Annotated in this window: 22 protein-coding genes; 9 read left to right on the forward strand and 13 right to left on the reverse strand. The window is 67.2% G+C overall.

The annotated features are described in order from the left end of the window. Positions 1 to 42 precede the first annotated feature (42 nt). Both NQV17_RS09495 and NQV17_RS09500 read left to right on the forward strand, forming a co-directional pair. Positions 43 to 534 carry a peptidylprolyl isomerase gene (locus tag NQV17_RS09495; RefSeq protein WP_006483987.1) on the forward strand — a complete coding sequence of 164 codons (492 nt, stop codon included), beginning with the start codon at positions 43 to 45 and terminating at the stop codon, positions 532 to 534. A 26-nt stretch (positions 535 to 560) separates the two neighbouring features. Further along, positions 561 to 1,361 carry a UDP-2,3-diacylglucosamine diphosphatase gene (locus tag NQV17_RS09500; RefSeq protein WP_257771696.1) on the forward strand — a complete coding sequence of 267 codons (801 nt, stop codon included), beginning with the start codon at positions 561 to 563 and terminating at the stop codon, positions 1,359 to 1,361. 48 nt (positions 1,362 to 1,409) lie between these two features. Here NQV17_RS09500 and cysE read toward each other — a convergent pair whose 3' ends face one another. From cysE to NQV17_RS09515, 3 genes are all read right to left on the reverse strand, one after another. After that, the gene (gene cysE / locus NQV17_RS09505) at positions 1,410 to 2,183 is read right to left on the reverse strand and encodes a serine O-acetyltransferase (protein ID WP_044847978.1); all 774 of its coding nucleotides are present in this window, start codon (positions 2,181 to 2,183) and stop codon (positions 1,410 to 1,412) included. Between the two features lie 324 nt (positions 2,184 to 2,507). Next, positions 2,508 to 3,332 carry an RNA methyltransferase gene (locus NQV17_RS09510; RefSeq protein WP_257771699.1) on the reverse strand — a complete coding sequence of 275 codons (825 nt, stop codon included), beginning with the start codon at positions 3,330 to 3,332 and terminating at the stop codon, positions 2,508 to 2,510. 18 nt (positions 3,333 to 3,350) lie between these two features. Further along, positions 3,351 to 3,614: a hypothetical protein gene (locus tag NQV17_RS09515; RefSeq protein ID WP_257771701.1), complete on the reverse strand. Its 264-nt coding sequence runs from the start codon at positions 3,612 to 3,614 to the stop codon at positions 3,351 to 3,353. Between NQV17_RS09515 and NQV17_RS09520 the strand changes: the two genes are divergently transcribed. The 5 genes from NQV17_RS09520 (at position 3,613) to NQV17_RS09540 (ending at position 11,470) form a co-directional block, all read left to right on the forward strand. Then, positions 3,613 to 4,416: an inositol monophosphatase family protein gene (locus NQV17_RS09520; RefSeq protein WP_257771703.1), complete on the forward strand. Its 804-nt coding sequence runs from the start codon at positions 3,613 to 3,615 to the stop codon at positions 4,414 to 4,416. The genes NQV17_RS09515 and NQV17_RS09520 overlap by 2 nt on opposite strands. A gap of 66 nt (positions 4,417 to 4,482) precedes the next feature. After that, positions 4,483 to 6,105 (forward strand): NAD(P)/FAD-dependent oxidoreductase, encoded by a 1,623-nt coding sequence (locus tag NQV17_RS09525; RefSeq protein WP_257771705.1) that lies wholly within the window; start codon positions 4,483 to 4,485, stop codon positions 6,103 to 6,105. 211 nt (positions 6,106 to 6,316) lie between these two features. Further along, the gene (locus NQV17_RS09530) at positions 6,317 to 7,222 is read left to right on the forward strand and encodes an AraC family transcriptional regulator (protein ID WP_257771707.1); all 906 of its coding nucleotides are present in this window, start codon (positions 6,317 to 6,319) and stop codon (positions 7,220 to 7,222) included. 335 nt (positions 7,223 to 7,557) lie between these two features. Next, the gene (gene mutS, locus NQV17_RS09535; protein WP_257771709.1) at positions 7,558 to 10,215 is read left to right on the forward strand and encodes a DNA mismatch repair protein MutS; all 2,658 of its coding nucleotides are present in this window, start codon (positions 7,558 to 7,560) and stop codon (positions 10,213 to 10,215) included. After that, complete coding sequence (locus tag NQV17_RS09540) at positions 10,196 to 11,470, forward strand: hypothetical protein (RefSeq protein ID WP_257771711.1); 1,275 nt, start codon at positions 10,196 to 10,198, stop codon at positions 11,468 to 11,470. Before mutS ends, NQV17_RS09540 begins: the two co-directional genes overlap by 20 nt. Here NQV17_RS09540 and NQV17_RS09545 read toward each other — a convergent pair. After that, entirely contained in the window at positions 11,450 to 11,992 is a 543-nt protein-coding gene (locus NQV17_RS09545) for a peptidylprolyl isomerase (protein ID WP_044847987.1), read from the reverse strand. The genes NQV17_RS09540 and NQV17_RS09545 overlap by 21 nt on opposite strands. Positions 11,993 to 12,024: 32 nt before the next feature. On the opposite strand from NQV17_RS09545, the gene NQV17_RS09550 reads away from it, so the two are divergent. Together NQV17_RS09550 and NQV17_RS38030 are read left to right on the forward strand one after the other, a co-directional pair. Next, positions 12,025 to 13,245 carry a cupin domain-containing protein gene (locus NQV17_RS09550; protein ID WP_257771714.1) on the forward strand — a complete coding sequence of 407 codons (1,221 nt, stop codon included), beginning with the start codon at positions 12,025 to 12,027 and terminating at the stop codon, positions 13,243 to 13,245. 54 nt (positions 13,246 to 13,299) lie between these two features. Beyond that, a complete protein-coding gene (locus NQV17_RS38030) occupies positions 13,300 to 13,545 on the forward strand; it encodes a hypothetical protein (protein WP_011657350.1) in 246 nt (81 codons plus the stop codon). A gap of 20 nt (positions 13,546 to 13,565) precedes the next feature. Here the strand turns inward: NQV17_RS38030 and NQV17_RS09555 are convergent, their stop codons facing one another. The 9 genes from NQV17_RS09555 to NQV17_RS09595 all read right to left on the reverse strand — a co-directional run bounded on the left by NQV17_RS09555 (position 13,566) and on the right by NQV17_RS09595 (position 20,935). Beyond that, on the reverse strand, positions 13,566 to 13,748 hold the full coding sequence (locus NQV17_RS09555; RefSeq protein ID WP_185500420.1) for a hypothetical protein: 183 nt from the start codon (positions 13,746 to 13,748) through the stop codon (positions 13,566 to 13,568). Positions 13,749 to 13,870: 122 nt separating this feature from the next. Next, positions 13,871 to 14,647, reverse strand: a complete 777-nt coding sequence (locus tag NQV17_RS09560) for an MBL fold metallo-hydrolase (RefSeq protein ID WP_124488293.1) — start codon at positions 14,645 to 14,647, stop codon at positions 13,871 to 13,873. A 4-nt stretch (positions 14,648 to 14,651) separates the two neighbouring features. After that, on the reverse strand, positions 14,652 to 15,797 hold the full coding sequence (gene bamC, locus NQV17_RS09565; protein WP_044847990.1) for an outer membrane protein assembly factor BamC: 1,146 nt from the start codon (positions 15,795 to 15,797) through the stop codon (positions 14,652 to 14,654). A gap of 111 nt (positions 15,798 to 15,908) precedes the next feature. Next, entirely contained in the window at positions 15,909 to 16,814 is a 906-nt protein-coding gene (gene dapA / locus NQV17_RS09570) for a 4-hydroxy-tetrahydrodipicolinate synthase (protein ID WP_044847991.1), read from the reverse strand. A gap of 47 nt (positions 16,815 to 16,861) precedes the next feature. Next, positions 16,862 to 17,464: a bifunctional 2-polyprenyl-6-hydroxyphenol methylase/3-demethylubiquinol 3-O-methyltransferase UbiG gene (locus tag NQV17_RS09575; RefSeq protein WP_257771719.1), complete on the reverse strand. Its 603-nt coding sequence runs from the start codon at positions 17,462 to 17,464 to the stop codon at positions 16,862 to 16,864. Positions 17,465 to 17,473: 9 nt separating this feature from the next. Further along, positions 17,474 to 18,676 carry a tryptophan--tRNA ligase gene (locus NQV17_RS09580; protein ID WP_257771721.1) on the reverse strand — a complete coding sequence of 401 codons (1,203 nt, stop codon included), beginning with the start codon at positions 18,674 to 18,676 and terminating at the stop codon, positions 17,474 to 17,476. Positions 18,677 to 18,684: 8 nt separating this feature from the next. Beyond that, positions 18,685 to 19,347, reverse strand: a complete 663-nt coding sequence (locus NQV17_RS09585; protein WP_257771723.1) for a site-2 protease family protein — start codon at positions 19,345 to 19,347, stop codon at positions 18,685 to 18,687. Between the two features lie 45 nt (positions 19,348 to 19,392). After that, on the reverse strand, positions 19,393 to 20,025 hold the full coding sequence (locus NQV17_RS09590; protein WP_257771725.1) for an L-threonylcarbamoyladenylate synthase: 633 nt from the start codon (positions 20,023 to 20,025) through the stop codon (positions 19,393 to 19,395). Between the two features lie 79 nt (positions 20,026 to 20,104). After that, positions 20,105 to 20,935: a 3',5'-nucleoside bisphosphate phosphatase gene (locus NQV17_RS09595; RefSeq protein WP_124488296.1), complete on the reverse strand. Its 831-nt coding sequence runs from the start codon at positions 20,933 to 20,935 to the stop codon at positions 20,105 to 20,107. Positions 20,936 to 20,988: the final 53 nt, after the last annotated feature.

Consider the following 20,988-nt stretch of genomic DNA (forward strand, 5'->3'; position numbering starts at 1 on the left):
CGGCCGCGTGCCATTTAAACCGCCTCACCGAAGGAATTCATCATGGTTGAACTGCACACGAACCACGGCGTGATCAAGCTCGAGCTGGACGCCGCGAAGGCACCGAAGACGGTCGAAAACTTCCTCAACTACGTGAAGAAGGGCCACTATGACGGCACGGTGTTCCACCGCGTGATCAACGGCTTCATGATTCAAGGCGGCGGCTTCGAGCCGGGCCTGAAGCAGAAGCCGACCGACGCGCCGATCGACAACGAAGCGAACAACGGCCTGAAGAACGACAACTACACGATCGCGATGGCGCGCACGAACGATCCGCACTCGGCGACCGCCCAGTTCTTCATCAACGTGAACGACAACGATTTCCTGAACCACTCGTCGCCGACGCCGCAGGGCTGGGGTTACGCTGTGTTCGGCAAGGTCGTCGAAGGCCAGGACGTGGTCGACAAGATCAAGGGCGTCAAGACGGGCAACGCGGGCTTCCACCAGGACGTCCCGACCGACGACGTCGTGATCGAAAAGGCCGTGGTGGTCTGACCCACAGCCGTTACGGAGGCACTTCGATGTTGCAGGAGAGTCCGCCGCGAAGCGTCTCCGCGGGCGTGCCGGGCGAGCGCGAATACGCGCAAGCCGCACGCCCGTTCCTGTTTCTCTCCGATCTGCACCTGAGCGAGGCGATTCCGAAGACGGTCGCCGCGTTCGAGCATTTCGTGAAATACACGGCCGACAGCGCCGACTCGGTGTTCATCCTCGGCGACCTGTTCGAATACTGGATCGGCGACGACGTGCTCGACCACGATCCGTTCGCGGCGCGCATGGCCGCGCTGATGCATACGTTCTCGGAGCGCGGGATCGCGCTCTACGTGATGCACGGCAACCGCGATTTCCTGCTCGGCCGGCGCTTCATGAAGGCGGCCGGCGCGATGCTGCTGCGCGACCCGGCGCTGATCACGTCGTTCGGCCAGCGCATCGTGCTCACCCACGGCGACGCGCAATGCACGGCCGATCGCGGCTATCAGATATTTCGGCGGTTTGCCCGCAATGGCGTCGCGCAGGCGCTGTTTCTCGCGTGGCCGTTCCGCTGGCGCCGCGCGCTCGCGCAACGGATGCGCTCGAACAGCGAAGCGGGCCGGATGCGCCCCGCCTCGGCGATCTACGATGTCACGCGTGAAGGCATCGCCGCGCTGTTCCGGAAAAGCCGTGCGAGCGTGATCATTCACGGCCACACGCATCGCCCCGCGCGCCACGTCGAACCGGGCGGGATTCGCTGGGTACTGCCCGACTGGGATCTCGACCACGGCATGCCGCGCGGCGGCTATCTGCGCGTCGACGCAGAAGGCATCCACGCGATGCCGCTCGACTGACGCGAGCGACGCGACCGCAGTTGCCGGCGGCCGCCGGCATGCGCCGCGTTACGCCTGGCGCTCGACCGCCTTGCCTTCCAGCACCGCCGACAGCCTGCGCAGATCGAGACGCGCCGCGTCCGCGCCCTGCAGCGTTTCCAGATGCGTGCCGAGCTGCTCGAGCGCCGCGACGATCTCGTCGACGCGCCGGCTTTCCTTCGCCGCGTGGTCGATCAGGCCGTGAATCGCGAGCGACATCGGGTCGTCCGCGTTCGGCGTAATCCCGTACGCGCAGAACGCGGCGCGCTCAGGCTGCGGCTTCGGTTGCGCCGGCATCACGATGCGCGCCGGATTACCGACCGCGGTGCCGCCTGCCGGCACCGGCTTCACGACGACCGCGTTCGAACCGATCTTCGCGCCCGCGCCGACGGTGAAACCGCCGAGCACCTTCGCGCCCGCGCCGACGATCACGCCGGCCTCGAGCGTCGGATGGCGCTTCGCGCCGCGCGTGAGCGACGTGCCGCCGAGCGTCACGCCCTGATAGATCGTGCAGTCGTCGCCGACGATCGCGGTTTCGCCGATCACAACACCCATCCCGTGATCGATGAACACGCGCCGGCCGATCGTCGCGCCCGGGTGGATCTCGATACCCGTCAGGAAGCGCCCGGCCTGCGACGCGAAGCGTGCGAGCCAGTAGCGCTTCGCGCGCCAGCACGCATGCGCGAAGCGATGCAGCACGAGCGCGTGCAGCCCCGGATAACAGGTCAGCACTTCCCAGGCACTGCGAGCGGCGGGATCCCGCTCGCGAATCGTCGCAACGTCTTCGCGCAGTCTAGTGAACATGGTCGGGTCTGGGCTGGGGAAAAGGCCGGCGCGCCCGCCGGCAACGGCCGGTCGTTATCGCACCGGGTAATTTGCTTATGATGTCCGGCGATTGTAGGGCCACTCGCGCGCGGCCGCACAGCGTCGCGCGTTCACCCCGTCGGCGGCACGGGTATTCGTGCGGGACGCCCGTCGTGGCCGGGTAACGTGGTCATGCGGTCATGCGGTGATCCGGTGGCCGGGCACGGACCGGGCGCCACGCGGCGGCCGATGCGACACGCCGGCCGCAGGCCGGAGCGCATCCGTCGAACGCATGAGCGCCCGGCCGCGGCGTACCTTGGCCGCTTACGCGTCGCCTTCGGGCGTGCCGGACTTCAGCAGGATGTGCTTCGCGATGCCGCGCAGGATGTTGACCTCCTCGCGCTCGAGGCCGGTACGCGCGAACAGGCGCCGCAGCCGCGGCATCAGCTTCTTCGGGTTGCGCGGGTCGAGAAAATCGAGCGCGACCAGCGCATTCTCGAGGTGCGCGTACATCCGCTCGATCTCGTCGCTCTGCGCGAGCGTGCCGATTTCGGCCTGCACGTCGCGCGACGCCTGGCTTCCCTGCTCCAGGAACGCGACACGCAGTTCATACGCGAGCACCTGCACGGCCTGCGCGAGGTTCAGCGAACTGTAGGCCGGATTCGCCGGGATATGCGCGAGCGCGCTGCACTGCTCGACGTGCTCGTTCGCGAGGCCCGTGCGCTCGTTGCCGAACACGAGCGCGATGTCGCCGGTGCCGACCTGCGTGTGCGCCTGTTCGGCGGCCGCGCGCGGCGCAAGGCGCGGCGGCCCGTATTCGCGCGTGCGCGCGGTCAGCGCGATCGACCAGTGGACGCCGGACAGCGCATCGCCGAGCGTGGGCACGACGTGCGCGGACGCGAGGACGTCGTCCGCGCCGCTCGCCATCGCGATCGCCTCGGGGTCGCTCTGCACGTGCGGCACGCGCGGCGCGACCAGGACGAGCCTGGAGAAACCCATCGTCTTCAGCGCGCGGGCGGCCGCCCCGACATTGCCGGGATGGCTCGGCTCGACGAGCACGAAACGGGTGGAGGTGAAGCCGCCGGACGGCGGCGGGGACGAAGCCGCGCCCGATTCGGACGGCACGGCGGGGTTCTGCGGGGTTTCCACTACATACGACTCGGTTCATCAGAATGGCAGTATGGTATCGCCATCGCCCCGGCAAACCCACTCGTCCGGACGGCCAGTGGGGTTTCCCCGCATCGCGGTCACCTGAAACTCCCGAAAATCGGGTAAAATCATGTGTTTACGCGCCGCACCCTGTGCGACGCGGGTCGTACCCTGCTCTTTGTCAATTCGCGTCTCATCTCGCCCGGCACGTTTTGCGCCGTTCCGGGCGGTGTGTTCCACTTCGTGGCGGCCCGTGCCGCCGGCTACAGGATCCAGGCTCATGCATCCCATGCTCAACATTGCTGTCAAGGCTGCGCGCCGCGCCGGACAGATCATCAACCGTGCGTCCCTCGATCTCGACCTGATCGAGATCCGCAAGAAGCAGCAGAACGACTTCGTCACCGAAGTGGACAAGGCCGCCGAAGAGGCGATCATCGAGACGCTGAAGACCGCCTACCCCGACCACGCGATCCTCGCGGAAGAATCGGGCGAATCGGAGAACGAATCCGAATTCAAGTGGATCATCGATCCGCTCGACGGCACGACCAACTTCATCCACGGCTTCCCTTACTACTGCGTGTCGATCGCGCTCGAGCACCGGGGCGTCGTCACGCAGGCCGTCGTCTACGATCCGAACAAGAACGACCTGTTTACGGCCACCCGCGGCCGCGGCGCGTACCTGAACGACCGCCGCATCCGCGTCGGCCGCCGCGACCGCCTGGCGGACGCGCTGGTCGGCACGGGCTTCCCGTTCCGCGAGAAGGACGGCCTCGACGCCTATGCGCGCCTGTTCACCGAAATGACGCAGGCCTGCACGGGCCTGCGCCGTCCGGGCGCGGCCGCACTCGACCTCGCGAACGTCGCGGCCGGCCGTCTCGACGCATTCTTCGAGCAAGGCATCAACGTGTGGGACATGGCGGCGGGCAGCCTGCTGATCACCGAAGCCGGCGGCCTCGTCGGCAACTACACGGGCGACGCCGATTTCCTGCATCGTCATGAGATCGTCGCGGCGAATCCGAAGATCTACGCGCAGATGATCCCGATCCTGAACCGCTACAGCTACATGCATCCGGCAGCGGAGTAAATCCGCGCCGCGCCCGCGCCCGTCTCAACACCGCCACGACTTCGTGGCGACCGTATCCGAATATTCATGTTACGGCTAAGCGAACTTAAACTCCCGCTCGACCACCCCGAGAGCGCCCTCGAAGCCGCGATTCGCGCGCGCCTCGCGGAGCTTGGCGTGGCGGCAGACGGGCTCCTCCGTTACACGGTGTTCCGCCGTGCGCACGATGCGCGCAAGCGCTCCGACATCAAGCTCACGTATATCGTCGATGTCGAGGTCAAGGACGAAGCGGCCGTGCTTCCGCGACTCGCCGGCACGCCGCATTGCGGCGTGACGCCCGACATGGCGTACCACTTCGTCACGAAGGCGCCCGAGCACGGCAACTTCCTGCGCCCGGTCGTCATCGGCATGGGGCCGTGCGGCCTGTTTGCGGGGCTGATCCTCGCGCAGATGGGTTTCCGCCCCATCATCCTCGAACGCGGCAAGGCCGTGCGCGAGCGCACCAAGGACACCTTCGGCCTGTGGCGCAAGAGCGTCCTCAATCCCGAGTCCAACGTGCAGTTCGGCGAAGGCGGGGCCGGGACGTTTTCCGACGGCAAGCTGTACAGCCAGATCAAGGATCCCCATCACTACGGCCGCAAGGTGCTCGACGAATTCGTCAAGGCCGGCGCGCCGGAGGACATCCTCTATCTGAGCCGGCCGCACATCGGCACGTTCCGCCTCGTCAGCATGGTGGAAAAGATGCGCGCGACCATCCACGAACTGGGCGGTGAAGTGCGCTTCGAAACCCGGGTCGAGGACATCGAGATCGATCAGGGCAAGGTGCGCTCGCTGACGCTGTCGAACGGCGAAACGCTCCGGTGCGATCACGTGGTGCTGGCCGTGGGCCACAGCGCACGCGACACGTTCCAGATGCTGCACGATCGCGGTGTGTATGTCGAAGCGAAGCCGTTCTCGCTGGGTTTCCGGATCGAACATCCGCAGGGGCTGATCGATCGCAGCCGCTTCGGCAAGTTCGCGGGCCACAAGCAGCTCGGCGCGGCCGACTACAAGGTGGTTCATCACTGCAGCAACGGACGCGCGGTCTACAGCTTCTGCATGTGCCCCGGCGGCACGGTGGTCGCGGCGACCTCCGAGCCGGGCCGCGTGGTCACCAACGGCATGAGCCAGTATTCGCGCGCCGAGCGCAACGCGAACGCGGGCATCGTCGTCGGCATCACGCCGGAGGACTATCCGGGCGGCCCGCTCGCGGGCATCGCGTTCCAGCGCAAGTGGGAAGAACGCGCGTTCGAACTCGGCGGCGGCGATTACAGCGCGCCGGGCCAGCTGGTCGGCGATTTCATCGCAGGACGGCCGTCGACGTCGCTCGGTTCCGTGGTGCCGTCGTACAAGCCGGGCGTGCGCCCGACCGACCTCAGCACCGCGCTGCCCGACTACGTGATCGAAGCCATTCGTGAAGCGCTGCCGCAGATCGACAGGAAGATCGCCGGCTTCGCGATGCACGACGCGGTGCTCACCGGCGTGGAAACGCGCACGTCGTCGCCGATCCGGATCCGGCGCAAGGACAATTACCAGAGCGTGAACGTCGAAGGGTTGTATCCGGCCGGCGAAGGCGCCGGGTATGCCGGCGGCATCTATTCGGCAGCCATCGACGGTATCGAGGTCGCGCAGGCGGTGGCGCTCGATCTGATGTCGGCGCACGCGTCCTGATATTGCCCGTCAGGCCCGGCGCACGAAGGTCCGTGCGCCGGGTGATCCAGCAGTATCTGCACCCTGCCTGACAAGGTTCGCCACGCGAAGCTACCTCCTCTTTGCGATGCGCCGCGGCCATTAGTGGTCAATGTGCCGAACGCGACCGATGCCAGGCCAAATTTCGCTTTGGTATACTCCGCGGCCGAATTCTCCACGTTTCCACGAATCCATGACCGCCGCACAGTCGGACAACGCGTCATCTGATTTCATGCCGGCCGACCTCAGGCAAAGCGTGGTCACGCAGACGCTGCCGCACGCGCAGGTCGGCATCAGCCGACTGCAGACATCTCGTAGAAATATTGGCCGAACCGCGCCATACGAACTTGAAGACGCCGATCTCATCGTGTTGCAATTGCGCGCGTTCGGCGAACAGGAATTGTGGCTTGACGGACGTGTTGCTCGTTTCGTCCCCTACGACGCAGGGACCGTCACGATTCACGACCTCGATCGCAGCTGGGTTTCCGACCTGAAGGGGGCGTTCGACTGCATCCATTTTCACCTCCCGCGCCGAACGCTGGAGGAGACAGTCGATGAAATCGGTGGCAGGCAGCGGCCCCAGCTTTACTTGCCGCCGCATTTGAGTGCAACGGATCCGGTCATCCATCGCCTGGGCCTAGCCCTGCTCCCCGCCCTGGCGCGGCCCGAACACGCATCCCAGCTGTTTATCGACCACGTCGCGCTCGCCTTCCAGACGCATGTCGCGCGTCTGTACGGCGGCATCGGCGAGCGGCGGGAGAAGTCGACCGGCACACTCACGGCGTGGCAGGAGCGCGTGGCGAAAGGCTTTCTGCTCGAACACCTTACCGGCAACATCTCGATCGCCGATGTGGCGAAAGCGTGCGGCCTGTCTCGTGGCCACTTCGTCAAGGCCTTTCATCAGACCACCGGGTTACCGCCCCATCGCTGGCTGATCAATCAGCGCATCGAACGCGCAATGATGTACATGCGCACATCGTCCATGCCGCTGCAAATGATCTCGGATGCGTGTGGCTTCGCCGACCAGAGCCACTTCACGAGAACATTTACGCGCGTGACCGGCGTTACGCCGCGTCGTTGGCGCATGGACAACGTTTGAGGAGCGCAGCCAATGCGGCTCTTGCGAGTCACATGAGCATCCGACCGACGGCCGCACCTGCAAAGTCACGGCAGTCAGCTGCACCGCACGAGATCGAATGACCGATATCGGCCATCAATCCGGTCGGTGCATGGACGACCGACGTCCCGCTTACGGTCAACGGCCCCGTATTGAGATGATCCGCAATCTCGATGCCGACGCCGAGAAGCGGAAATTGCCTGCGCGGAACTACCACCCCTCGTCGCCGGCAACTAGCCAAACGGCGAACTTCGCGCGTGCACATGGAAGCGACTGGTAAACTCGGGCAACCAAAGCAACAACTTCCTGCCTGACCTATGACCACGCTGTCGCCCGAAGCCTTCGCCGGCCATACTCCGATGATGCAGCAGTACCTGCGCATCAAGGCCGATCACCCCGACACGCTCGTCTTCTACCGGATGGGCGACTTCTACGAGCTGTTCTTCGAGGATGCGGAGAAAGCCGCACGCCTGCTCGACCTGACCCTCACGCAACGCGGCGCCTCGGCCGGCACGCCGATCAAGATGGCCGGCGTCCCGCATCATGCGGTCGAACAATATCTGGCGAAGCTCGTGAAGATGGGCGAATCGGTCGCGATCTGCGAGCAGATCGGCGACCCCGCCACGTCGAAGGGGCCGGTCGAGCGCAAGGTCGTGCGCGTCGTCACGCCGGGCACGCTGACCGACGCGGCGCTGCTGTCCGACAAGAACGACGTCTACCTGCTCGCGATGTGCACGGGCCACAACAAGCGCGGCGTCGCGGTCAACATCGGCCTCGCGTGGCTGAACCTCGCGAGCGGCGCGCTGCGGCTCGCCGAGATCGAACCCGACCAGCTCGGCGCCGCGCTCGAACGCATCCGGCCGGCCGAAATCCTGACGGCGGACGGCGCGACCGACGCCGTGCCCGCGGGCGCCGGCGCGATCAAGCGCGTGCCGGCATGGCACTTCGATATCGCATCGGGCACGCAGCGCCTGTGCGACCAGCTCGACGTCGCGGGCCTCGACGGCTTCGGCGCGCATTCGCTGACGAGCGCATGCGGAGCCGCCGGCGCACTGCTGCTGTACGCGGCCGCCACACAGGGTCAGCAATTGCGTCACGTGCGCAGCCTGAAGGTCGAGAACGAAACCGAATACATCGGGCTCGATCCGGCGACGCGCCGCAACCTCGAGCTGACCGAAACGCTGCGCGGCACCGAATCGCCGACGCTGTACTCGCTGCTCGACACCTGCTGCACGACGATGGGCAGCCGCCTGCTGCGTCACTGGCTGCATCATCCGCCGCGCGCGTCGGTCGCCGCGCAGTCGCGCCAGCAAGCAATCGGCGCACTGCTCGACGCGCCCGCGAACGCGAGCCTCGACGCACTGCGCAGCGCGCTGCGCCAGATCGCCGACGTCGAACGGATCACCGGGCGGCTCGCGCTGCTGTCCGCGCGGCCGCGCGACCTGTCGAGCCTGCGCGACACGTTCGCCGCGCTGCCCGCGCTGCGCGAGCGCATCGGCGCGATCGTCGCGAACGCGGATGCGCTCGCCCGCGTCGACGCGGCGCTCGCGCCGCCCGCCGAATGCCTCGACCTGCTGACGAGCGCGATCGCCCCCGAGCCGGCCGCGATGGTGCGCGACGGCGGCGTGATCGCGCGCGGCTACGACGCGGAGCTCGACGAACTGCGCGACATCTCCGAGAACTGCGGGCAGTTCCTGATCGATCTCGAGGCGCGCGAGCGCACCCGCACGGGCATCGCGAACCTTCGCGTCGAATACAACAAGGTGCACGGCTTCTACATCGAGGTCACGCGCGGCCAGACCGACAAGGTGCCCGACGACTATCGCCGCCGCCAGACGCTGAAGAACGCCGAGCGCTACATCACACCCGAACTGAAGACCTTCGAGGACAAGGCGCTGTCCGCGCAGGAACGCGCGCTGGCCCGCGAGCGCGCGCTGTACGACGGCGTGCTGCAGGCGCTGCTGCCGTTCATTCCGGAGTGCCAGCGCGTCGCGTCGGCGCTCGCGGAGCTCGACGTGCTCGCCGCGTTCGCCGAGCGCGCCCGCACGCTCGACTGGGTCGCGCCCGCGTTCACCGACGAAATCGGCATCGAGATCGAACAGGGTCGCCATCCGGTCGTCGAAGCGCAGGTCGAGCAGTTCATCGCGAACGACTGCCGATTCGACGCCGAGCGCAAGCTGCTGCTGATCACAGGCCCGAACATGGGCGGTAAGTCGACCTTCATGCGGCAGACGGCGCTGATCGCGCTGATGGCGTACGTCGGCAGCTACGTGCCCGCGAAATCGGCCTGCTTCGGCCCGATCGACCGGATCTTCACGCGGATCGGCGCGGCCGACGACCTCGCCGGCGGGCGCTCCACCTTCATGGTCGAGATGACCGAAGCCGCGGCGATCCTGAACGACGCGACACCGCAGAGCCTCGTGCTGATGGACGAAATCGGCCGCGGCACGTCGACGTTCGACGGCCTCGCGCTCGCATGGGCCATCGCGCGTCACCTGCTCGCGCAGAACGGCTGCTACACGCTGTTCGCGACGCACTACTTCGAGCTGACGCAGCTGCCGGCCGAATTCCCGCAAGCGGCCAACGTCCACCTGTCGGCCGTCGAGCACGGCCACGGCATCGTGTTCCTGCACGCGGTCAACGAAGGCCCGGCGAACCAGAGCTACGGGCTGCAGGTCGCGCAACTCGCGGGCGTGCCGGCGCCGGTGATCCGCGCCGCGCGCAAGCATCTCGCGTATCTCGAACAGCAGTCGGCCGCGCAGCACACGCCGCAGCTCGACCTGTTCAGCGCGCCGCCCGCCGCGGCCGACGAGCTCGCGTGCGCGGATGCGCCGGCGCCGGCCGACCTCCCGCATCCGGCACTCGAAAAGCTGCGCGACATCGATCCCGACGACCTCAAGCCCCGCGAGGCGCTCGACCTGCTGTACGAACTGCGCACGCTCGTCCGCTCGCACGATGCCGACGGGCACGCGTAAACGCCTCCCGTCGGGCCGGCCGGCCCGCGCCGCCACAGCCGCACTGGTCACGGCGATGCTCGCGCTCGCCCAGGCGAGCGCGCTCGCGGCACCGCCCAAGCGTGCCGCCGCTCCCTACTCGTTCGCGATCGTGTCGGGCGTCATCAACGCGCCGGCCGACGAGCCGGCCGCGCAGCGGCTGTTCGAATCGATCGCGCGCGAGCGCAATCTGGCCTTCGTCGTCTATGCGGGCGACCTCAAGGGTGCGAAGGAAGCGTGCCGCGACGCGCTGTACACGCAGCGCGGCGCGATCCTGGACGCATCGCGCGTGCCGCTCGTGTTCATTCCCGGCCACGATGACTGGGTAACGTGCAACACGGCGGCCGGCGGCAGCTACGATCCGGTCGAACGCCTGGACTTCCTGCGCCAGACGCTGCTGGCGGACGCCGCGCGGCCCGACGCCGGCGCGCTGCAGATCACCCGTGAAAGTGAAGTCGCGCGGTTCCGGCCGTATCGCGAAAACGCGCGCTGGATGCATGACGACGTCGTCTACGTCGCGCTGAACGCACCGGCGCCGAACAACCACTATCTGACGGCCGGCGGCCGCAACGGCGAATTCGAGGACCGCATCGTCGCGAACGGCTTCTGGATCGACCACGCGGCCGAATACGCGAAGCGGCGCGAAGCGCGCGCCATGGTGGTGATGTTCGAAGGCGATCCGCAGTTCGATCGCTACGAGCGGACCGAACGCTTTGCGTGGTTGCGTTTCAACCGGCCGCGCGTGCGCGACGGCTTCCGTGAACTGAAACGAACGCTGGTGAAGGCGGCGGCGACATTCCGCGGCCCGATCCTGGTAATGCACGCGAGCAGCGAGCCGCTTGCGAATGGTTTCCTGATCGATCGCCCGCTGCATGCGGACGACGGTGTGCTGGTGGGAAATGTGACGCGTGTCGCGATCGGACCGCGTCAGCCGGCGAATCAGTGGGTGAAGGTCAACGTGTCGCCGGCACGGCAGACGATCTTCAACGTGAGCCTGCAGGACGTGCCGAAGAATCTGCCGACCCCGCCCACGCTGCCGGTCGTGCCGCGCGACGAGGTGCCGCTGCCGCAGATGCCGGAGATCCCGGCCTTGCCGGCCCTGCCCGACTCGTCGTCGGTCGCGCCGCCGCTGCAGGGCGACGGCACGACGCCGGGGGGTGCCTCGTGGCCCGCGCCGCCCCCTGCCTCGGGGCCGGCGCCCGGCCTGCCCGCCAGTTCAGTGCAGGGTGCGCCCTGACGGTGCGTCGCCGTCCTCGTCTTCGTCCTCGTCGACGATTTCGAGGCCTTCCGCGCCGTGCGCGTGCTCATGCTCGATCTCGTCCTCGGTCGCTTCGCGAACGTCCTTGACCGTGAGCGCGAAACGCAGCGCCATGCCCGCGAGCGGGTGGTTGCCGTCGAGCACGACCTTGTCTTCGGCGATGTCGGTGACCGTGTAGATCAGCGAATCCACTTCCTCGTCGCCGTCTTCCGGCGTGCCTTCGAACTGCATGCCCACTTCGATCGGCTCGGGAAAACGATCGCGCGGCTCGATCTTCACGAGTTCGGGATCGTAGTCGCCGAACGCGTCCTGCGGCTCGAGCTGAACCTGCGCCTGGTAACCGGGCTCCTGGCCGTCGAGCTGTTCCTCGATCTTGGGGAACGTGCCATCATAGCCGCCGTGCAGATAAACCATCGGCTCGTCGCTTTCCTCGATCAGATTGCCTTGCGCATCCGACAGCTTGTAAGCGACCGACACGACGGTGTTTTTTGCGATTTTCATCCAATTCTCCCAAATACAAGTCTCATTATACGATGCGCAACCGGTCTCAAGCCGAACCGCGGGATGCCGCTGCCGCCCCGCTCGGCGCGCCGCCTTCCGATCTTCCCACGCCGCTGCTCGGCGGCCTCACGCCGGCGCAATTCATGCGCCGCTACTGGCAGAAAAAGCCGCTGCTGATCCGCCAGGCGATCCCCGGCGTGAAGCCGCCTGTCACGCGCGACGCATTGTTCGAGCTGGCAGCCGACTATGACGCCGAATCGCGCCTGATCACCCATTTTCGTAACAAGTGGCAACTTGCACACGGCCCGTTCGAGCCGGGCGCGCTGCCGGCCATCTCGCGCAAATCCTGGTCCCTGCTCGTGCAGGGGCTCGACCTGCACGTCGACGCGGCGCGCGCGCTGCTCGACCGCTTCCGCTTCATCCCGGACGCGCGCCTCGACGACCTGATGATTTCGTACGCGACGGACGGCGGCGGCGTCGGCCCGCACTTCGACTCGTACGACGTATTCCTGCTGCAGGTCGAAGGCCGGCGCCGCTGGCGCATCGGTGCGCAGAAGGACCTGTCGCTGCAGCCGGACGTGCCGCTGAAGATCCTCGAGCATTTCGAGCCGAGCGACGAATGGGTGCTCGAGCCGGGCGACATGCTGTACCTGCCGCCGCACATCGCGCACGACGGCGTGGCCGAAGGCGAATGCATGACCTGCTCGATCGGCTTCCGGGCGCCCTCCGCCGGGGAGTTGGGCGCGCAATTCCTGTACTACCTCGCGGAACGCGGCGGCCTGCGCGACGAGCGCGGCGACGCGCTCTACCGCGACCCCAAGCAGCCGGCGGTCGACACCCCCGCGCAACTGCCGCCGGCGATGGTCGAGCGCGTCGCCGAGATCGTCGAGGCGATCCGCTGGCGCAAGCGCGACGTCGCCGAATTCCTCGGCTGCTACCTGAGCGAGCCCAAATCGAACGTCGTATTCGAGCCGCCGGCGCGGCCGCTGTCCGAGGCCGCGTTCGTCGCGCAGGCGTCGCGCCGGGGCGTGCATCTCGACAGACGCGCCGCATTGATGTATAACGCGCGATCGTACTTCATTAATGGCGAGGAACAACCGCTCGAGCAAGCCGGCGAATGGCTGCCCGAACTGGCCAATCTCCGCCATATGGAGGCGAAACGGTTTGTAACACTATCCCGGGCTCCCTCGATGACAGCCTTGCTGCACGAATGGTATTGTGCGGGCTGGCTGCGGGTCGGATACCGGATTTAGTGGGCCGCCCCGTATGCCCGTGCAGATCAAATTCTGTATGGGAAAGACAACGTATTGACCCCGCATTTGTCGACGGTCGATAGGAAAGTGCATATAATTTCCGCCCAAGCCGTAGGGAAGATTCACGCTCTAGAAGTGCGTCTCCACCAGCGGCCCAGGTCGGTGTTGGAGCACATTACCGGTATTGTTTCGCGCTGTTGCTTACCTTTAACCATAAAAGGACGTGATCATGAAGAAATCCCTCCTCGTAGCTTCCCTGTTGGCTGCTGTTGCACTGGCTGCTTGCAACAAGAGCGCTGATCAAGCTGCTTCGTCGGCTGCTAGCGACGCATCGGCTGCTGCTTCGTCGGCTGCTTCGGCAGTTGCTGGTGCTGCGAGCGACGCTTCGGCTGCTGCTTCGTCGGCAACGGCTGCTGCGAGCGACGCAGCTGCTGCTGTGGCGTCGGCTGCTTCGGCAGCGACGGCTGCTCCGGCTTCGGGCGCAAGCCAGTAAGCCTCAGCATCAGCTGAAAAAAAACCGGCCCTTCGGGCCGGTTTTTTTACGTCTGTCGGTTCCGCGCATCGCACCCGGCAGGCAAGCAGGCCAAGCCGCCGCCCGCCCCTTCCCGCGCCGCTCTGCGCCCGCTCAACCGAGCGTCAGCCAGTCGAAGCCCGCGTCCTGCGTGGCCACGACCACGTCCTCCCCGTCCGTTCCCAGCACGCCGGCAAACGCCTGGCGGGCCAGCTCGGGCCGGTTGTTCTGCTGGCTCAGGTGCGCCGCGACCAGATGCTGGAGGCGACTGCGTTCGAGCGATGCGAGGATGCCGGCGGCGGCATCGTTGCTCAGGTGGCCATGATTGCCGCCGATCCGCGCCTTCAGCGACTGCGGATAGCGGCTCCCGGCGAGCATCGCGGTATCGTGGTTGGATTCGAGCACCAGCGCGTCACAGCCGCTCAGGACGGTCGTGATGTGCGGCGTGGCCATGCCGACGTCGGTCAGCACGCCGAGCCGGCGACAGCCGTCCATGAAGACGAACTGAAGCGGTTCCCGCGCGTCGTGGGGCACCGTATAGGGCATCACGGCCAGATCGCGTATCGCGGCCGTCTCGTCGCCCCACAACACGTGGAGATCGACATCGGCCTCGTCCGCGCCCACTGCGCGCGCCGTGCCCCAGCTCATGTAGAGCGGCAGCGATCCGCGCCGCGCGAGCGTCAGCGCGCTGCCGACGTGGTCGCTGTGTTCGTGGGTGATGAGGATCGCATCGAGATCGTCGATGCCGAGATTCAGGCGGCCGAGGCGGCGCTCGACCTCCTTCGCAGAAAAACCGCAGTCGAGCAGCACGCGGGTGGTCGTCGTGCCGCTCGAGACCTCGACGACCAGCGCGTTGCCTTCGCTGCCGCTACCAAGGCTGGCGAAGCGCACGCGGTCAGTTCAGCTGGGCCTGCAGCAGCGAAATGAGCCGCTGCGCGTCCGACGAGTTGTCGACCTGGCCGTTCGCGTCGACCACCGCGACCTGCGTGCCGCCATTGCCCTGCGCGCGCACGTTGACCAGGTATTCCTTGCCCGGCTTGGCCGCCGACGGGCCGCCGTAGAACAGCTTGCCGAACAGCCCGTCGCGCTTGAGCTCTTCCATCGTGTTCGCGTAGCGGACGGTGTACAGGCCCTTCTCGCGGTCGCGATTGTCGACCGCGAAGTTGGTACGGTCGAGCGCGAGACCGACGCGCAGCCACGCGCGGTCGAACGATTCCGCCAGCTGCAGCGTCGCGGCGCCGCCGCTCGTGTCAGCGACCTTCGCCGGCGCCGTCGCGGGACGCGCATCGGTCAGCAGCTGCTTCGCCTGCGCGTCGCTCAGGCCGAACTTCTGCATCAGCTTCGACAGGAACACGGCCTCGAGCACCGGGTTGCGCGGACGCTCTTCCCAGCGCGACGACGTGCCGCCCTGCGGACCGACCATCATTTCCTCCATCGCGCTATGCGTGATCGAGATGTCGGTGTTGCCATCCGGCGTGCGGTTCACGAGCGTGCGGAAACGGTCGCGCGTGCCCGACGAGTACGCGAAGTCGATGACCTTGCCGATCGTGCGGCGGAACCAGTCGTCAGGAATGTTCGCGCGGTTCTCGGCCCAGTCGGTGGCCATGATGCCGGTCGACGGTGCGTCGGTCTTCAGCGAGAAGCCGTTCTCCTGCCAGAACTCCTTCAGGATCGGCCACAGCTGCTCGGGCGTGCGCCCGTCCACGACGAGCCAGCGGCGATCGCCGTCGCGCTCGATATGCATGCCGAGCGGATCCTGCGCGCTCGGGACACCGTCGGTCGCGTTGCCGGAGGCCGTCGTCGCCCGCGGCGGCAGCGTGCCGAGACCGGCGTTGCTCGGCGGTGCGACGAACTGCTGGGTCGTCGGCACCGGCTTCAGGTCGCTCGGCACCGCGAGCGGCGGCGCCGAACCCGTGTTCTTGTAGTTGACCCGGTCAGGAGCCAGATAATCGTTCAGCGTATCGCAGCCGGCGAGCGCGCCCAGCGCCAGCGCCACCACCGAAACCTGGATGGCGCGAGAGGAAAAGGCGAAACGTTTCATGAAATCCTTCGTCTTGCTAGAACGCTCGTCAGGAGCGGCGCCGGACGGAGCCGGCCGGTGCGGGTTGATGAGGGGTCGAGCCGGCGGCCGCAGGACGCGGCCGCCTGAGCCTCAGGCGAGGACGCCGGCCTCGACGAGGGCCGAACGTACGACATCGTGGCAGCGCTCGTCGAGCGGCGTAAGCGGCAGGCGGATGCCGCCCTGCATCTTGCCCATCGCCTGCAGCGCCCACTTCACCGGAATCGGGTTTGCCTCGATGAACAGGTTCTTGTGCAGCGACAGCAGCTTCATGTGCAGCTCGCGCGCCGTTGCGACGTCGCCGGCCAGCGCCGCACGGCACAGGTCGCTCATCGCGCGCGGCGCGACGTTCGCCGTCACCGAGATGTTGCCGTGGCCGCCGAGCAGCATCAGCGCGATCGCGGTCGGATCGTCGCCGCTGTAGATCGCGAAATGCTTCGGCGCGGCCTTGATCAGGTGCGCGGCGCGATCGATGTTGCCGGTCGCTTCCTTCACGCCGATGATGCCCGGCACCTGCGCGAGGCGCAGCGTCGTCTCGTGCGCCATGTCCGCGACGGTGCGGCCCGGCACGTTGTACAGGATCACCGGCAGGTCGACCGCTTCGGCGATCGCCTTGAAGTGGCGGTACATCCCTTCCTGCGTGGGCTTGTTGTAGTACGGCACGACCTGCAGCGTCGCGTCGGCGCCGACGGCCTTCGCGTGCTTCGTCAGTTCGATCGCCTCGGCGGTCGAATTGCCGCCTGCGCCCGCGATGATCGGGATGCGCTTCGCCGCATGCTCGACCGCCGTGCGGATCATCAGGATGTGCTCTTCGACGTTGAGCGTTGCCGACTCGCCGCTCGTGCCGACCACGACGAGTGCGTCGGTGCCTTCCGCGATGTGCCAGTCGATCAGTTTGCGAAACGCCGGCAGGTCGAGACTGCCGTCTTCGAGCATCGGGGTGACGATCGCGGGGATGCTGCCGCGGATTTGAATGCCGTCTTGGGTGCCGTTAGCCATGAAACGCGATTGATTGATGTACCGGTAAACGTTGAGATTGTAGCGGATTAGCCGGGCAGTTCGTAACGTGGAATTCCCGCCCCCGCCGTCGGGGTCGCGCCCTCGCGTACCGCGCAGATGCGCTGCACGAACGCCTCGCGCGGCGCGGCGACGAATCCGTCCTCGTACGCGACCACCCGCAGGCGGCCGCGCACCGCGTCCAGCAACTCGCCCGGGGCGAGCAGGAACGCGGGGTTGGACGGTTTGCCGACCGTTTCGTTTCCTTGCGCGAAGGTTTCGTAGATCAGCACGCCGCCCGGCGCCACCGCATCGAGCAGATGGGGCCAGAGCGGACGATGCAAATAATGGGTGACGATCACCGCCGCGAACGACGCGCCGGCCGGCAGCGGCCAGGGCGCGCCCTCGAGATCGGCGTCGCGCGCGTCGACGCCGGGAATCGCGCGCAATGCGGCCAGCGCGACCGGATCGCGATCGAGCGCGACGACCGGATGCCCGTGCGACGCAAACCAGCGCGCATGGCGGCCGCCGCCCGCGGCGACGTCGAGCACCGCGCCGCCCGCCGGGACGAGCCGCGACCACCGGGCGACCCAGCGCGACGGCTCGGTCTGGGCGACGTGGCCGCCCGCGGCGGCAATGACGGGTTCGTGCATGCCGTCAGGTCAGGTGTACGACAGGCCCATCGCGTCGCGCACGTCGCGCATCGTCTCGACCGCGTGCTTGCGCGCCTTGTCGCAGCCGTCCGCGACGATCGCGCGCAGCAGCGACGGATCGTCCATGTACTTCTGTGCGCGCTCGAGCATCGGCTGCTGTTCGCGCAGGATCCCTTCGACGACCGGCTGCTTGCAGTCGAGGCAGCCGATGCCCGCCGAGCGGCAGCCGCTCTGCACCCACTGGTGCGTCGCTTCGTCCGTATAGACCTGATGCAGCTGCCACACCGGGCACTTGTCGGGATCGCCCGGATCGGTGCGGCGCACGCGCGCCGGATCGGTCGGCATCGTGCGGACCTTCTTCGTGATCGTCTCCGCGTCCTCGCGCAGGCCGATCGTGTTGCCGTACGACTTCGACATCTTCTGGCCATCGAGGCCCGGCATCCGCGACGCTTCGGTCAAAAGCGCCTGCGGCTCGACCAGGATGATCTTGCGCGCGCCTTCGAGATAGCCGAACAGGCGCTCGCGGTCGCTCATCGACAGGCTTTGCGATTCCTGCAGCATCGCGCGCGCCTGTTCGAGCGCCTCGTCGTCGCCCTCCTGCTGGTACGCATTGCGCAGTTCGTGATAGAGCTTCGCGCGCTTGCCGCCGAGCTTCTTCGCGGCCTCGAGCGCCTTCTCCTCGAAGCCCGGCTCGCGGCCGTACAGGTAGTTGAAGCGGCGCGCGATCTCGCGCGTCATCTCGACGTGTGGCACCTGGTCTTCACCGACCGGCACGAGCGAGCCGCGATACAGCAGGATGTCGGCCGCCATCAGCACCGGGTAGCCGAGGAAGCCGTAGGTCGACAGGTCCTTGTCCTTCAGCTTCTCCATCTGCTCCTTGTAGGTCGGCACGCGTTCGAGCCAGCCGAGCGGCGTGCTCATGCCGAGCAGCAGCGCGAGCTCCGCATGCTCGGGCACCTTGCTCTGGATGAACAGCGTCGCCTGCGCCGGATCGATGCCGGACGCGAGCCAGTCGATCAGCACGTCCCACACGTTCTTCTCGATCACCTCGGGCGTTTCGTAGTGCGTCGTCAGCGCATGCCAGTCGACCACGCAGAAGAAGCACGGGTACTCGGACTGCAGCTTCACCCAGTTTTTCAGCACGCCGTGGTAGTGGCCGAGGTGCAGCGACCCGGTGGGTCGCATGCCGGAGAAAATACGATCTGGGAACATGATTGTCGTTAGAAAAGCGAGGCGAAGGGAGACAGGATGGCGCTCAGCACGCCGGCCGCGGCGTTCACGAGCGGGCGCAGCCAGAAATTCGTCAGCACGCCCGTCGTGACCAGCACGAGGACGATGATGAAACCGTACGGCTCGATGCGCGACAGCGCGATCGATTGCTTCGGCGGCAGCAGGGCCGCCAGGATGCGGCCGCCGTCGAGCGGCGGCAGCGGAAACAGGTTCAGCACGCCGAGCACCAGGTTCGCGCTGACGCCCGCATAGGCCATCCGCGTGAAGAACGGCTCGTCGATGCCGGCCGCGGGCAGCACGATGGTCAGCACGCCCCAGACCAGCGCCTGCACGAAGTTGCAGGCCGGGCCCGCGAGCGCCACCCACAGGCTGCCCCAGCGCGGATCGCGCAGGTTGCCGAACGATACCGGCACCGGCTTCGCATAGCCGAACAGGAAAGCGCCGCCGGTCAGGAAATACATCGCGAGCGGAATCGCGATCGTGCCGAGCGGATCGATGTGGCGCATCGGGTTGAACGACACGCGCCCCATCATGTAGGCGGTGTTGTCGCCGAGCAGGCGCGCGGCATAGCCGTGCGCAGCCTCGTGCAGCGTGATCGCGAAGATCACGGGCAGCGCGTAGACGGCGATGGTCTGAATCAGGGAAGCGTCCATATCGCGTTATTGTAACAAGCGCACTCGCGCAAAAATGAATGGCGCTTACGCGGCCGCCAGCCCGAACGGTTCGAGCGCGCCGCGCCCCGCGCGCACGAGCTGCGGCACGTCGCCCGTCAGGTCGATCACCGTCGACGGCTCGCGCGGACACGCGCCGCCGTCGATCACGAGATCGACCTGCTTCTCGAGCCGCGCGCGGATGTCGTCGGGATCGTTCAGCGGCTCGTCGTCCGGCGGCAGGATCAGCGTCGTGCCGAGCAGCGGCTGGCCGAGCGACTCGAGCAGCGCGAGCGTGATCGCGTGATCGGGCACGCGCAGCCCGATCGTCTTGCGCGACGGATGCGACAGCCGGCGCGGCACTTCCTTGGTTGCCTGCAGGATGAACACGTACGGGCCCGGCGTCACCGACTTGATCTGCCGGTACTGACGATTGTCCACCATCGCGAAGTTGGCCAGTTCCGACAGGTCGCGCACGAGCAGCGACAGGTGCTGCTTCTCGTCGAGGCCGCGGATGCGGCGCACGCGCTCGACCGCGTCCTTGTCGTCGAGGTGGCACGCGAGCGCGTAGCTCGAATCGGTCGGCATTGCGATCACGCCGCCCTTGCTGACGATGTCCGCGGCCTGCTTGATCAGGCGCGGCTGCGGATTATCCGGATGAATCCTGAAGAACTGGGACATGGGGACACGTAAAGAGGGAGAAGTCGGATGCGCGCCTCGCCGGCAGCGCGAACGGCGAACGGCAAGCGGCCGCGACGCGTCAGAGCCAGCGCTCCCAGACCGGTTTCAGGTCGGGCGGCAACGGCGGCAGGCTGCCGAGTTCGACGCGGCCCTCGCCCGGCGCATGGAAATCCGAACCGCGCGACACCTCGAAGCCGAAGCGGCGCGCGACGTCCGCGTATTCGCGGTACTGGTCGGGCGTGTGGCTGCCCGTGATGACCTCGATCGCGCGGCCGCCGAGATCGATGAATTCGCCGAAGAATGCGTCGAATTCGACCGGCGTATAGCGGTAGCGGCCCGGGTGTGCGACCACGGCCTCACCGCCCGCCGCGCGAATCCATGCGACGGCGTCGGACAGCGTCGCCCAGCGGTGCGGAACGAACCCCGGCTTGCCGTCGCCGAGCAGGCGGTCGAACACGTCGGACGTCGATGCGGCATGGCCGTTCTCGACCAGGAAACGCGCGAAGTGGGTGCGCGAGATCAGGTCGGGATTCGATACGTACTTCAGCGCGCCTTCGTACGCGCCGGGGATGCCGAGCGTCTCGAGCTGCGCGGCGATCGCCCGCGCACGGGCCGCACGGCCGTGGCGCGTGCGGTACAGGCCGTCGACGAGCGCCGGGTTCGACGGATCGATGTGCAGCCCGACGATGTGCACGGTGCGCGACGCCCACGTGACCGAAATCTCGACGCCGCTCAGGTAGCGCATGCCGAGCGCTTCCGCCTCGCTGCGCGCCGCCGCCTGGCCGCCGATCTCGTCGTGGTCGGTCAGCGCCCACAGGGTCACGCCGCCGGCATGGGCGCGGCGCGCGACGTCGGCAGGCGACAGCAACCCGTCGGAAACATTCGAATGGCAGTGGAGATCAGCGTTCATTGTCGGTATGGCAGGTGAAGCTTCATTCTACTGCAATGCGGCAATTGCGCCGC

Origin of the sequence: Burkholderia sp. SCN-KJ, assembly GCF_024656005.1 — a bacterium.
In the GTDB taxonomy this organism is placed as follows: domain Bacteria; phylum Pseudomonadota; class Gammaproteobacteria; order Burkholderiales; family Burkholderiaceae; genus Burkholderia.